The 13,357-nt window shown below is 68.3% G+C and carries 14 protein-coding genes; all 14 read left to right on the top strand.

What is annotated here, in order from left to right; translation table 11 throughout:
- The first annotated feature begins 106 nt into the window (after window positions 1-106).
- The 14 genes from QF037_RS16145 (at window position 107) to QF037_RS16080 (ending at window position 13,283) form a co-directional block, all read left to right on the top strand.
- Window positions 107-1,849, top strand: coding sequence for a trypsin-like serine protease (locus tag QF037_RS16145; RefSeq protein ID WP_307025837.1), 1,743 nt, complete (start codon window positions 107-109; stop codon window positions 1,847-1,849).
- Window positions 1,850-2,053: 204 nt separating this feature from the next.
- Entirely contained in the window at window positions 2,054-3,190 is a 1,137-nt protein-coding gene (locus tag QF037_RS16140) for an LCP family protein (protein ID WP_307025835.1), read from the top strand.
- A gap of 160 nt (window positions 3,191-3,350) precedes the next feature.
- Window positions 3,351-3,569 carry a 50S ribosomal protein L31 gene (gene rpmE, locus QF037_RS16135; RefSeq protein WP_307025833.1) on the top strand — a complete coding sequence of 73 codons (219 nt, stop codon included), beginning with the start codon at window positions 3,351-3,353 and terminating at the stop codon, window positions 3,567-3,569.
- Window positions 3,570-3,671: 102 nt separating this feature from the next.
- Window positions 3,672-4,748 (top strand): peptide chain release factor 1, encoded by a 1,077-nt coding sequence (prfA, locus tag QF037_RS16130; RefSeq protein ID WP_307025831.1) that lies wholly within the window; start codon window positions 3,672-3,674, stop codon window positions 4,746-4,748.
- Window positions 4,749-4,790: 42 nt separating this feature from the next.
- On the top strand, window positions 4,791-5,636 hold the full coding sequence (gene prmC, locus QF037_RS16125; RefSeq protein WP_307025829.1) for a peptide chain release factor N(5)-glutamine methyltransferase: 846 nt from the start codon (window positions 4,791-4,793) through the stop codon (window positions 5,634-5,636).
- A 50-nt stretch (window positions 5,637-5,686) separates the two neighbouring features.
- The gene (locus tag QF037_RS16120; protein WP_307025827.1) at window positions 5,687-6,334 is read left to right on the top strand and encodes an L-threonylcarbamoyladenylate synthase; all 648 of its coding nucleotides are present in this window, start codon (window positions 5,687-5,689) and stop codon (window positions 6,332-6,334) included.
- Complete coding sequence (locus QF037_RS16115) at window positions 6,331-7,002, top strand: arsenate reductase/protein-tyrosine-phosphatase family protein (protein WP_046262517.1); 672 nt, start codon at window positions 6,331-6,333, stop codon at window positions 7,000-7,002. The genes QF037_RS16120 and QF037_RS16115 overlap by 4 nt, the downstream gene beginning before the upstream one ends.
- Before the next feature lie 69 nt (window positions 7,003-7,071).
- Complete coding sequence (gene glyA / locus QF037_RS16110) at window positions 7,072-8,313, top strand: serine hydroxymethyltransferase (RefSeq protein WP_307025824.1); 1,242 nt, start codon at window positions 7,072-7,074, stop codon at window positions 8,311-8,313.
- 129 nt (window positions 8,314-8,442) lie between these two features.
- The gene (locus QF037_RS16105; protein ID WP_307025822.1) at window positions 8,443-9,783 is read left to right on the top strand and encodes an MraY family glycosyltransferase; all 1,341 of its coding nucleotides are present in this window, start codon (window positions 8,443-8,445) and stop codon (window positions 9,781-9,783) included.
- A gap of 312 nt (window positions 9,784-10,095) precedes the next feature.
- A complete protein-coding gene (locus QF037_RS16100; RefSeq protein WP_307025820.1) occupies window positions 10,096-10,527 on the top strand; it encodes a hypothetical protein in 432 nt (143 codons plus the stop codon).
- A 273-nt stretch (window positions 10,528-10,800) separates the two neighbouring features.
- Window positions 10,801-11,571 (top strand): F0F1 ATP synthase subunit A, encoded by a 771-nt coding sequence (gene atpB, locus QF037_RS16095; protein ID WP_307037192.1) that lies wholly within the window; start codon window positions 10,801-10,803, stop codon window positions 11,569-11,571.
- Between the two features lie 76 nt (window positions 11,572-11,647).
- Window positions 11,648-11,881 (top strand): ATP synthase F0 subunit C, encoded by a 234-nt coding sequence (gene atpE, locus QF037_RS16090; protein WP_031485821.1) that lies wholly within the window; start codon window positions 11,648-11,650, stop codon window positions 11,879-11,881.
- 41 nt (window positions 11,882-11,922) lie between these two features.
- Window positions 11,923-12,471, top strand: coding sequence for a F0F1 ATP synthase subunit B (locus QF037_RS16085; protein ID WP_307025816.1), 549 nt, complete (start codon window positions 11,923-11,925; stop codon window positions 12,469-12,471).
- Window positions 12,468-13,283: a F0F1 ATP synthase subunit delta gene (locus tag QF037_RS16080; protein ID WP_307025815.1), complete on the top strand. Its 816-nt coding sequence runs from the start codon at window positions 12,468-12,470 to the stop codon at window positions 13,281-13,283. The genes QF037_RS16085 and QF037_RS16080 overlap by 4 nt, the downstream gene beginning before the upstream one ends.
- Window positions 13,284-13,357: the final 74 nt, after the last annotated feature.

The raw sequence follows: 13,357 nt of genomic DNA, 5'->3' as shown, positions 1-13,357 counted from the left end.
GTACGATCGCGCTCTTCGGTCACTTTTTCGACCCTTGAACTTCTGATCCCGAGGGGGGACTTGAGTGGGTACAGCCATGTCCGGAGCCGGTCGCCACAGACGTCGGATGCGGATCGCCCTGCCCATCGGCGCGGCCGGTGTGGCAGCCGCTGTCGCCGCCGCGCTGCTGACCACGTCGGCCGGTGCCGCGACCACACTTCCGAAGCCGACGGTCAAGCCCGCCATCAGCACGGTGTCGCAGGCCGAGCTGGAGAAGCGCGTGGCCGGCGCGGTCGCCGGTGACGACACCGCGGGGGAGAACACCAGCAAGTCGTCGCTGAGTTCGAGCAGCGGCACCGTCGACGCGAAGATCATCGGCGGCTCCACCACGACCATCACCTCGGCACCGTGGATGGCCCAGCTCTGGTACTACGACGACACCACCGACACCGGCTTCTTCTGCGGTGGCACCGTCGTCTCGCCCACGAAGATCCTCACCGCCGCGCACTGCGCCAAGGGCTACGACTGGGCCAAGTACGGCGCGATCGTGACCGGTGCCACGCAGCTGCCCGACGACGCGGGCAACACCACCGGCGCGGTCTCCGGTGTGGTCCGTCAGTGGACCCACCCGTCGTACAGCTCGCGGACCATCGACAACGACATCGCCGTCCTCACCCTGGCGACCCCGACCAAGTCGACGCCGATCCGTATGACGACGTCCACGGACACCGCCTCGTACGCCGCCGGCACCAGCGCCAAGGTCTACGGCTGGGGCCGCACCAGCTCCACCACCCAGGACGTCTCCGACACCCTGAAGACGGCCACGCTGCCGATCCAGTCGGACAGCACCTGCGCCGGCTACTACGGCACCGACTTCGTCAAGGGCCACATGGTCTGCGCGGGCAAGCCCGCCAGTGGCAGCGACGCCGGTACGACGTCCGCCTGCAACGGTGACTCCGGCGGCCCGCTGGTGGTCAACGGTCGCATCGTGGGTGTCGTCTCCTGGGGGGTCGTGGACTGCGTCGAGAAGGGCGCGTACAGCGTCTTCTCGAAGGTCAAGACGTACCTCGGTGCCGCCTACGCCCAGGTCGACGACGCCAACATGAGCTACACCGACGCCAAGGCCGACCTCTTCGTGCGCAACGCGTCCACGAAGACGGGCTATGAGAAGGACTCCAAGGGCACGTCCTTCGGAGCCCGGCAGGGCCTCGGCGACTGGGGCGGCGTCAACCTCGTCACCCAGACGGACTTCGACCGGGACAGCGTCCAGGACCTGGTGTACCGCCGCAGCGACAACGGCGACGTCTACTGGACGCACTACGACTGGTCCGCCCAGGACTGGGCGACCAAGCAGATCTTCGACAACTGGAAGACCCGCACCCGCATCATCACCCCGGGCGACCTGACCGGCGACTACAAGCCCGACCTGGTCTCCGTGGACTCCGCCGGCAAGGCGTGGCTCTACCCGGGCAAGGGCGACGGCACCTTCTCGGCCCGTGTGCAGATCGGCACCGGCACCGGCTGGAACGCGTACAACATGGTCCGCGGCAAGGGCGACTTCAACGGGGACGGCAAGGCCGACCTGCTCGCGCGCAACAAGAGCACCGGTGCCATCTACCTCTACAAGGGCACCGGCAAGGCCTCCAGCCCCTTCTCCGCCCGCGTGAAGGTGCGCACCTGGAGCAACACGACGTACAACGCCTTCGACGCCATCGGTGACATGACCGGCGACGGCAAGGCCGACTTCCTGGCCCGTACGCCCGGCGGCACCCTGTACCTGTACAAGGGCACCGGCAAGGCCACCAGCGAGATCTTCGCCACAAGGATCTCGGTCGGTACCGATTTCAAGCAGTACGACATCTTCGGATGAAATAGCAGGTGAGCGCGGTCCACCCGCGTTCAACGACTACGCACTGTGCCCACCCTTCCACGGGGTGGGCACAGTGCGTTGTGCAACCCTTTCTCCGGTTTACCCGTCTGACCGGACGGAGCGACCATGGTGATGTTCGGGTCGTAACGACCACGTCTGACCCTGAAAACAGGGGGTAACCGACCGGACGAGAATGAGGAGCACATGTCTGCCGAGAGCACGCCGGAACCCGGCATACCCGGGGAGTCCGGCACCACGGGCCCGCGCCACCGCGCCAAGGGCCGCCGCCGCAATTCCCGCGGCCAGCGCAAGGGCCTGCTGATAGCGACCTGGACCGCCGCGGGCATCGTCGTGCTGGGCGGCACGGGCGCCGGCTATCTGTACTTCAAGCTCAACGGCAACATCAAGAGCGTCGACATCGACCAGGCACTCGGCACCGACCGGCCCACGAAGGTCGACAACGGCTCCGAGAACATCCTCGTGCTCGGCTCCGACACCCGGTCCGGCTCCAACAAGAAGCTGGGCGGCGGCGCCGACGACGGCAGCGCCCGCTCCGACACTGCGATGATCGTGCACGTCTACGAGGGCCACAAGAAGGCCAGCGTGGTCTCCATCCCCCGCGACACCCTCGTCGACCGCCCCGAGTGCACCGACTCCGACGGCACCGAGCACGACGCCGCGACCAACGCGATGTTCAACTCCGCGTACTCCACAGGCGGCGCCTCCTGCGCCGTGAAGACCGTCGAGTCGCTCACCGACATCCGCATGGACCACTATCTGGAGGTCGACTTCTCCGGCTTCCAGAAGCTCATCGACGAGCTCGGCGGCGTCGAGGTCACCACCACGAAGAACATCACCGACCCCGACAGCCACCTCGACCTGAAGGCCGGCACGCACACGCTCACCGGCAAGCAGGCACTCGGCCTGGTCCGCACCCGGCACGGCGTCGGCGACGGCTCCGACCTCGGGCGCATCCAGCTCCAGCAGGCGTTCATCAAGGCCCTGATCAACCAGATCAAGACCGTCGGCCTCTTCGACAGCCCGAAGAAGCTCTACAACCTCGCCGACACCGCGACCAACGCCGTGACGACCGACACCGGCCTCGGCTCGGTCAACAAGCTCATGTCCTTCGCGAACGGCCTCAAGGGCATCAGCTCCAAGAACATGACCATGGTCACCATGCCGGTCCAGTACGACCCGCAGGACGGCAACCGGGTGCTGGTGGACGAGGACAAGGCGAAGCTGGTCTGGAAGGCCCTGGAGAACGACCGGGCGATCCCGAAGAGCGCCACCAAGGGCACCGCCACCGGCAAGGCCAAGGGCGTCGTCACCTCCTCGTAGGCCCGTGCACGACCCCCCGCCGGGCCGCTGGGAATAGATCGCCACGCCTCCCGGTTTTGGGGGATGCGGCCAGTGCTGGCAGACTGGTACGTCGGCCCCGGTTCACGCCCCCGCAACCCGCGGACGGCGACCCGGTGCCCTCCCGAAACTAGGAGACACCTTGAAGCGCGAGATCCACCCCGAGTACGTCGAGACGCAGGTCAGCTGCACCTGTGGCGCGTCGTTCACCACCCGTAGCACGATCCAGAGCGGCGCCATCCGCGCCGAGGTCTGCTCCGAGTGCCACCCGTTCTACACGGGCAAGCAGAAGATCCTCGACACCGGTGGCCGTGTGGCCCGCTTCGAGGCCCGCTTCGGCAAGGCTGCTGCCAAGAAGTAGCGAGCCACCAGCGCCGGTCCACGCCGCACTCCTCGGAGTGCGCCGGGACCGGCGTTTTTGGTCGCCCGCCACCCCCCTTCACCGCAGTATCAGGAGTCCAAGATGTTCGAGGCCGTCGAGGAGCTCGTCGGTGAGCACGCCGACCTGGAGAAGAAGCTCGCCGACCCGTCGGTCCACTCCGACCAGGCCAACGCGCGCAAGCTGAACAAGCGCTACGCCGAGCTCACCCCGATCGTCGCCACGTACCGCTCCTGGAAGCAGACCGGCGACGACATCGAGACCGGGCGCGAGTACGCCGCCGCCGACCCCGACTTCGCGGCCGAGGTCAAGGAGCTGGAGAAGCAGCGCGAGGAGCTGACGGAGAAGCTGCGCCTTCTCCTCGTTCCGCGCGACCCCAACGACGACAAGGACGTCATCCTCGAGGTCAAGGCCGGCGCCGGCGGCGACGAGTCAGCCCTGTTCGCCGGCGACCTGCTGCGCATGTACCTGCGCTACGCCGAGCGGGTCGGCTGGAAGACCGAGATCATCGACGCCACCGAGTCCGAACTGGGCGGCTACAAGGACGTCCAGGTCGCCGTGAAGACCAAGGGCGGCCAGGGTGCCACCGAGCCCGGACAGGGCGTCTGGGCCCGGCTCAAGTACGAGGGCGGCGTGCACCGCGTGCAGCGGGTGCCGGCGACCGAGTCCCAGGGCCGTATCCACACCTCCGCGGCCGGTGTCCTCGTGACCCCCGAGGCCGAGGAGGTCGACGTCGAGATCAACCCGAACGACCTCCGCATCGACGTCTACCGCTCCTCCGGCCCCGGCGGCCAGTCCGTCAACACGACCGACTCCGCCGTGCGCATCACGCACATTCCCACCGGAGTCGTCGCCTCCTGCCAGAACGAGAAGAGCCAGCTGCAGAACAAGGAGCAGGCGATGCGTATCCTGCGCTCCAGGCTGCTCGCGGCAGCCGTGGAGGAAGCGGAGCGGGAAGCCGCGGACGCCCGCCGCAGCCAGGTCCGCACCGTCGACCGCTCCGAGAAGATCCGCACGTACAACTTCCCGGAGAACCGCCTCTCGGACCACCGCGTCGGCTTCAAGTCGTACAACCTGGACCAGGTCCTGGACGGCGACCTCGACGCGGTGATCCAGGCCTGCGTCGACGCGGACTCGGCGGCCAAGCTGGCGGCCGCGTAAAGAGGTACCTACGCACGACCGAGTACGACACGGAGGACTTGCGTGAACCTGCTGCTCGCAGAGGTGGCCCAGGCCACCCAGCGGCTGGCCGACGCCGGCGTGCCCTCGCCGCGCAACGACGCGGAGGAGCTCGCCGCGTTCGTGCACGGCGTGAAGCGGGGCGCGCTGCACTCCGTGAAGGACTCGGACTTCGACGCCCGGTACTGGGAGGTCATCGCCCGCCGTGAGCAGCGTGAGCCGCTCCAGCACATCACCGGACGGGCCTTCTTCCGCTACCTGGAACTCCAGGTCGGTCCCGGGGTCTTCGTGCCCCGGCCCGAGACCGAGTCCGTGGTCGGGTGGGCGATAGACGCCGTACGCGCCATGGACGTCGTGGAGCCGTGCATCGTCGATCTGTGCACCGGCTCCGGCGCCATCGCGCTCGCCCTCGCCCAGGAGGTCCCGCGCTCCCGGGTGCATGCCGTGGAGCTGTCCGAGGACGCCCTCCGGTGGACGCGCAAGAACACGGAGGGGTCCAGGGTCGACCTGCGTCAGGGCAACGCCCTGGACGCCTTCCCGGACCTCGACGGCCACGTCGATCTGGTCATCTCCAACCCGCCCTACATCCCGCTGACCGAGTGGGAGTACGTCGCTCCCGAGGCGCGGGACTACGATCCCGAACTCGCCCTGTTCTCAGGGGAGGACGGCCTCGAACTCATCCGCGGTCTGGAACGGACCGCACACCGGCTCCTGCGCCCGGGCGGCGTCGTCGTCATCGAGCACGCCGACACCCAGGGCGGCCAGGTGCCGTGGATCTTCACCGAGGAGCGCGGCTGGGCCGACGCGGCCGACCACCCGGACCTCAACAACCGTCCCCGGTTCGCCACGGCCCGCAAGGCGATGCCGTGAGCCCCACCCCCCAGTCTTCAGAGCAGTACGTGTACGAGGAGGCCCGCTAAATGGCACGGCGATACGACACCAACGACGCGACCGACCGCTCGACCGGTCTGCGCGAAGCCGCGTCCGCCGTCCGCCGTGGCGAGCTCGTGGTCCTCCCGACCGACACGGTGTACGGCATCGGTGCCGACGCGTTCTCCTCGGAAGCGGTGCACGACCTGCTGGAGGCCAAGGGCCGGGGCCGCAACATGCCCACGCCCGTCCTCATCGGCTCCCCGAACACCCTGCACGGCCTCGTCACGGACTTCTCCGAGCTGGCCTGGGAGCTCGTCGACGCGTTCTGGCCGGGCGCGCTGACGCTCGTCGCCAAGCACCAGCCGTCGCTCCAGTGGGACCTGGGGGACACGAGGGGCACGGTCGCCGTCCGTATGCCGCTGCACCCCGTGGCCATCGAGCTGCTGACCGAGGTCGGCCCGATGGCGGTGTCCTCGGCGAACCTGACGGGCCACCCGGCGCCGGAGGACTGCGACGCGGCCCAGGAGATGCTCGGCGACTCGGTCTCCGTGTACCTCGACGGCGGTCCGACCCCGGGCATCGTCCCCTCCTCGATCGTCGACGTCACCCGCGAGGTGCCGCTGCTGCTGCGTGCGGGCGCGATCTCCGCGGAGGAGCTCAGGAAGGTCGTACCCGACCTCGAGGTGGCGAATTGACGGCCCCTGACGCGGGGCGTGGCATATGGGACCCGGAGGAGACGCGGACCTTCACAGGGCTCCCGCGTGACACCTTCCGCATCCTCCACGTCAGCACCGGCAACGTGTGCCGCTCGCCGATCACCGAGCGGCTGACCCGGCATGCCCTGGCGGACCGGCTCGGCGACCCGCTGTGGGGCGGGCTCGTCGTGGAGAGCGCGGGGACCTGGGGCCATGAGGGCGCGCCCATGGAGGCCAACGCGGAGACCGTGCTGGCCGACTTCGGCGCGGACGCGACCGGCTTCACGGGCCGCGAACTCCTCGACGAGCACGTCATCATGGCCGACCTGGTCCTCACCGCCACCCGCGACCACCGTCAGCAGGTCATCTCGATGGGCCACTCGGCGGGTCTGCGCACCTTCACCCTGAAGGAGTTCACCCGCCTGGTCCGCGCGATAGACCCGACCACGCTGCCTCCCCTGGAGGACGGCGTGGTGGCCCGCGCCCGCGCCCTGGTCCGTGCCGCGGCGGCTCTACGCGGGTGGCTCCTGGCCCCGACGGCAGAGGCGGACGAGGTGTACGACCCGTACGGCGCCCCGCTCCCGTTCTTCCGGTCGATCGGGGACGAGATACATCAGGCGGTGGATCCTGTGGTCACTGCGCTCACCGGAGTAGCTGCCAGGACGTGACGACCGAGCACCTCACCGGTCCCGGGCCTACATTGGACGTACGTCACCGTCGACGCCCCGGAGTCCACCATGTCGGTCACCCATGCCCCCGAGACCGCCGACATCCTGCGGCGGCAGGATCCCGAGCTGGCCGAGATCCTGCTCGGTGAGCTCGCGCGCCAGTCGACGTCGTTGCAGCTGATCGCCGCCGAGAACTTCAGCTCGCCGGCCGTGCTGGCCGCGATGGGGTCGCCGCTGGCGAACAAGTACGCCGAGGGATACCCCGGTGCCCGGCACCACGGCGGCTGCGAGATCGTCGACGTCGCCGAGCGGATCGCCGTGGACCGCGCCAAGGCCCTCTTCGGCGCCGAACACGCCAACGTGCAGGCCCATTCGGGGTCGTCGGCCGTGCTGGCCGCCTACGCCGCACTCCTGCGCCCCGGCGACACCGTCCTCGCCCTCGGCCTGCCCTACGGCGGTCACCTCACCCACGGTTCGCCCGCCAACTTCTCCGGCCGCTGGTTCGACTTCGTGCCCTACGGCGTCGACGCGGAGACCGGGCTCATCGACTACGACCAGGTCCGCACGCTCGCCCGTCAGCACCGGCCCAAGGCCATCGTGTGCGGCTCCATCGCCTACCCCCGGCACATCGACCACGCCTTCTTCCGCGAGGTCGCCGACGAGGTCGGGGCGTATCTCATCGCCGACGCCGCCCACCCCATCGGGCTCGTCGCCGGGGGAGCGGCGCCCAGTCCGGTGCCGTACGCCGACGTCGTCTGCGCCACCACGCACAAGGTGCTGCGCGGACCCCGCGGCGGCATGATCCTGTGCGGCGCCGATCTGGCCGAGCGGGTCGACCGGGCCGTCTTCCCGTTCACGCAGGGCGGCGCGCAGATGCACACCATCGCCGCCAAGGCCGTCGCGTTCGGCGAGGCGGCAACACCGGCCTTCGCGGCGTACGCCCATCAGGTGGTCGCCAATGCGAGGGTTCTCGCGGCGGGGCTGGCCGCCGAGGGGCTCGTCGTCACCACGGGCGGGACCGACACCCATCTGGTGACCGTCGATCCGGCACCGCTCGGCGTCGACGGACGGACCGCGAAGGGCCGGCTCATGGCGGCCGGCATGGTGCTCGACTGCTGTGCGCTGCCGCACGCGGACGCCCGCGGCCTGCGCCTGGGAACGGCGGCCGTGACCACCCAGGGCATGGGGGAGGCGCAGATGGCGCGGATCGCCGTACTGCTCGCGGGCGTGCTCAGAGGTGAGGCCGAGACGCAGAAGGCACGTGAAGAAGTCCGGGATCTGGTCGGGGGATTTCCGCCGTATCCGGCCTGAGCGGGGGTACGCGTTCCGAGGTGCACAGCCACTCGTGCAACCATCGTCGCTACCCGAAAGTCCCCATCCATATGCGTCCATCGCTAGGGTGTGGGGCTGAGATGGCCAGCGAGACCTGTGGGGAAGCCCGTGCGTGAATACCTGCTGACGCTCTGCATCACGGCCGCGGTGACGTATCTGCTGACAGGGCCGGTACGTAAGTTCGCGATCGTGGCCGGGGCGATGCCGGAGATCAGGGCCCGTGACGTGCACCGGGAACCGACTCCGCGGCTCGGCGGTATCGCCATGTTCTTCGGCCTGTGCGCGGGCCTGCTGGTGGCCGACCACCTCACCAACCTCAGCCAGGTCTTCGACAAGTCGAACGAGCCCAGAGCGCTGCTCAGCGGCGCCGCGCTGATCTGGCTGATCGGCGTCCTGGACGACAAGTTCGAGATCGACGCCCTGATCAAGCTGGGCGGCCAGATGATCGCCGCCGGCGTCATGGTCATGCAGGGTCTGACGATCCTGTGGCTGCCGATCCCGACGGTGGGCAATGTCGCGCTGACCCAGTGGCAGGGCACCCTGCTGACGGTGGCGCTCGTCGTCATCACCATCAACGCGGTCAACTTCGTCGACGGCCTCGACGGCCTCGCGGCGGGCATGGTGTGCATCGCGTCGGCGGCGTTCTTCCTCTACGCCTACCGCGTCTGGGTGTCGTACGGCATCGAGGCCGCCGCCCCGGCCACGCTGTTCTCGGCGATCCTGATGGGCATGTGCCTGGGCTTCCTGCCGCACAACATGCATCCCGCGCGGATCTTCATGGGCGACTCCGGCTCGATGCTGATCGGTCTGGTGCTGGCCGCGGGCGCGATCTCCATCACCGGTCAGGTCGACCCCGACGCGTTGAAGCTGTTCGCCGGGTCCGAGAAGGCGGCCGTGCACCAGACGGTGCCGGTGTACATCCCGCTGCTGCTGCCGCTGACCATCATCGCGATCCCGGCGGCCGACCTGATCCTGGCGATCGTGCGCCGCACCTGGCGCGGTCAGTCGCCGTTCGCCGCCGACCGCGGGCATCTGCACCACCGGCTCCTGGAGATCGGGCACTCGCACAGCCGCGCGGTGCTGATCATGTACTTCTGGTCGGCGCTGATCGCGTTCGGCGCGCTCGCTTACTCCGTGAACTCCGCGTCCATGTGGATCGTCCTGAGCGTGGTGTTCCTCTCCGCGATCGGCCTGCTGCTCCTGCTGCTGCCGCGCTTCACGCCGCGTGCCCCGAGGTGGGCGCAGGCCTTCCTGCCGCCGCGCTACCGCCGTCGCAGGGCCGTTGCGGAATCCGCGCCGGTCGCCGAACCGGCCGCCGCGGCAGTGGAGTCGGAGGAGGACGAAGAGCGCACTCCGGTCGCCGTCGGGGTCTCCGGCGTCAACGGGGCGACCGCCCTTGGCGCTCGTTCGCGCTTCCTGGACAGACGGAAAGCCGGAACGTCGCGCTGAGGCGGCAAGGTAAGAATCTGACGAGAGCATTGCCAAGTCGTGGGAGTGGGTTGGGGGTGCAAAGCGCCCCAATACCAGACAAACGGGCGGCGTTTTTGCACAGACGCGCACTCTCACTCTCATGTGTGACACCGAGCACACCAGCCAGGTAAAGACCTCATCAAATAGTTTGTGATACGGTTCACGAGAACCCCGGGTAGAGCCGAAGGACCGTAGTGCGACGGTCCGTTGGTGTGAGGTCCACCCTCGGCCCGGGACTACGCTCGTCCATGACGACACCCCTTCCCCCACCGTGAAAGCGGAGTTGCCGCCATGCCGTCCAACGACGTCCGGACCCTGCTCCAGGCTGCTGTGCCCACAGTCGCCGCCGGAGCTGTTGCTGTCGTCGTCAGTGGAGTGGTCGCCGGCGGCAAGGGAGCGATCGGGGCTGCAGTCGCGACACTGCTCGTGATTCTGTTCATGGGGCTCGGGTTCTACGTCCTGCAGCGCACTGCCAAAACGCTTCCGCATCTGTTCCAGATGATGGGGCTGATGCTGTACGCGGCGCAGATCCTGCTGCTGTTCATCTTCCTGTCCATGTTCAAGGACACCACCTTGTTCAACCCCCGTGCCTTCGCGATCACGCTCCTCGCCGGCACGCTCGTGTGGATCGCCGCGCAGACGCGCGCCCACATGAAGGCCAAGATCCTCTACGTCGAACCTGATTCGGGTGACAAGCCCGAAAAGACAGGGCACTCGTCGTGAGAGGTAGGGCGGGGATAAGGGCGCTCGGGAGACCCTGCTATCGTCCGGTGCCAACTGCGGCATCGCGGGCGCGGGCATCTGAGCTGACGCCTGCTCAATCGCGAGGCGAGATGCCCCCCAGCCGCTCTCACATCCGTAACACCAGTCCAGTGCCGATCCGCGGCTGCGCGCCGCGCCGACACAACGAGGTAGCCGTACCCATGCGTCACGCCGAAGGAGCCCGTGGTGAGTGCTGACCAGACCCAGCTCGCCTTTGACTGGAGTTGTCGGATCATGTCCGACAACGGGTGTGGCTTCCCGGCTCCGGGCCTGCACTCGTTCCTGTTCAAGCCGATCGCTACGGTCGGCGGGTTCGAGTTCAACAAGGTGATGCTGCTCGCGCTCATCACCACGCTTCTGGTCATCAGCTTCTTCTGGGCCGCCTTCGGCAAGGCCAAGGTGGTACCGGGCAAGCTCCAGATGGTCGGCGAGGCCGGCTACGACTTCGTGCGCCGCGGCATCGTCTACGAGACGCTCGGCAAGCGCGAGGGCGAGAAGTACGTCCCGTTCATGGTCTCGCTGTTCTTCTTCATCTGGATCATGAACATCTGGTCCGTGATCCCGCTGGCCCAGTTCCCGGTGTCGTCGATCATCGCTTTCCCGATGGTGCTGGCCGCCATCGTCTGGATCATGTGGGTCTCGGTGACGTTCAAGCGTCACGGCTTCGTCGGCTTCTTCAAGAACGTCACCGGCTACGACAAGTCGCTGGGTCCGGTTCTGCCGCTCGTGATGGTCATCGAGTTCTTCTCGAACCTGCTGGTCCGACCGTTCACACACGCGGTCCGACTCTTCGCCAACATGTTCGCCGGCCACCTGATGCTGGTCATGTTCACGGTCGCCTCGTGGTACCTGCTGAACAGCTGGATGATCCCGGCTGCCGGCGTCTCGTTCGTCATGACGATGGTCATGATCCTCTTCGAGCTTTTCGTGCAGGCCGTCCAGGCGTACGTCTTCGTGCTGCTGGCCTGCTCGTACCTCCAGGGCGCGATGGCCGAGCACCACTGAGTCGTATCGCTCCCAAGCCCCCAGAACGTCCGGTGGTCAACCCCCGCCGGTCCATGAAAGAGAAGGAAGAATCAGCATGGCTGCCCTTGAGACCCTCGCCGCTGTCGAAGGCAACATCGGTTCCATCGGTTACGGCCTTGCCGCCATCGGCCCCGGCGTCGGCGTCGGCATCATCTTCGGTAACGGCACCCAGGCCCTCGCCCGTCAGCCCGAGGCTGCCGGTCTGATCCGTGCCAACCAGATCCTCGGCTTCGCCTTCTGTGAGGCGCTTGCCCTCATCGGCATCGTCATGCCGTTCGTCTACGGATGATCGAACCCTGACGAGCCAACCTTTCTACGAAAGGCACTGATGTGATCGCCAATTGGGTACAGCTGGCGGCCGAGGAAGAGCAGAACCCGCTCATTCCTCCGGGCCCCGAGCTGCTCGTCGGCACGATCGCCTTCGCCATCGTGTTCTTCTTCTTCTGGAAGAAGCTGCTTCCGAACATCAACAAGGTTCTGGAAGAGCGCCGCGAGGCGATCGAAGGTGGAATCGAGAAGGCAGAGGCCGCTCAGGTCGAGGCCCAGAGCGTCCTTGAGCAGTACAAGGCTCAGCTCGCCGAGGCCCGGCACGAGGCCGCGCGTCTGCGCCAGGAGGCGCAGGAGCAGGGCGCCACGCTCATCGCCGAGATGCGCGCGGAAGGCCAGCGGCAGCGCGAGGAGATCGTCGCCGCCGGTCACGCGCAGCTCGAGGCCGACCGCAAGGCCGCGTCCTCCGCGCTGCGCCAGGACGTCGGCAAGCTCGCCACCGACCTGGCCGGCAAGCTCGTCGGTGAGTCCCTCGAGGACCACGCCCGGCAGAGCCGCGTGATCGACCGCTTCCTCGACGAGCTCGAGGAGAAGGCCGAGGCCGCGCGATGAACGGAGCGAGCCGCGAGGCCCTGGCAGCCGCACGTGAGCGTCTCGACGCGCTGACGGACAACACGTCCGTGGACGTCGGCACGCTCGCCGGGGAGCTGGCCGCCGTCACCACGCTGCTCGACCGCGAGGTGTCGCTGCGTCGGGTCCTCACCGACCCGGCGCAGGCCGGCGAGGGCAAGGCCGAACTGGCCCGGCGCCTCCTCGGTGGCCAGGTGGGCGGCGAGGCCGCCGATCTGGTGTCCGGCATGGTGCGCTCCCGCTGGTCGCAGTCGCGTGACCTCGCGGACGCCCTGGAGGATCTGGCGAACATCGCCGACCTCACCGCCGCGCAGCAGACGGGCGCGCTCGACGACGTCGAGGACGAACTGTTCCGGTTCGGCCGGATCGTCTCTTCGAACACCGAGCTGCGCGCCGCGCTGACCGACCGCGCCGCGACGGCGTCGGCCAAGAGCGAGCTGCTGCGCACTCTGCTCGGCGGCCGTGCCCACGCGACCACCGAGCGTCTGGTGACGCGTCTCGTCACCGCGCCGCGGGGACGTAGCCTGGAGTCGGGACTGGAGTCCCTGTCCAAGCTCGCCGCCGAGCGCCGGGACCGGCTGGTGGCCGTCGTCACCTCGGCGGTGCCGCTGAGCGACACGCAGAAGCAGCGCCTGGGCGCCGCCCTCGCGAAGCTCTACGGCCACACGATGCACCTCAACATCGACGTGGACCCCGAGGTCCTCGGCGGGATCCGGGTGCAGGTCGGCGACGAGGTCATCAACGGCTCCCTCGCGGACCGTATCGAGGACGCCGGCCGCCGCCTGGCGGGCTGAGCAGCAACTTCATAAGCAGTACGTACAGACGGCCCGGTTGGGCCGTGCAGAGGATTCCTGGGGGTCGCCCCCAG

Origin of the sequence: Streptomyces canus, from assembly GCF_030815415.1 — a bacterium.
GTDB classification, from domain to species: Bacteria; Actinomycetota; Actinomycetes; order Streptomycetales; family Streptomycetaceae; genus Streptomyces; species Streptomyces canus_F.
The sequence above is the reverse complement of the archived record's forward strand: the minus strand, read 5'-3'. Positions and strand labels throughout refer to the sequence as shown.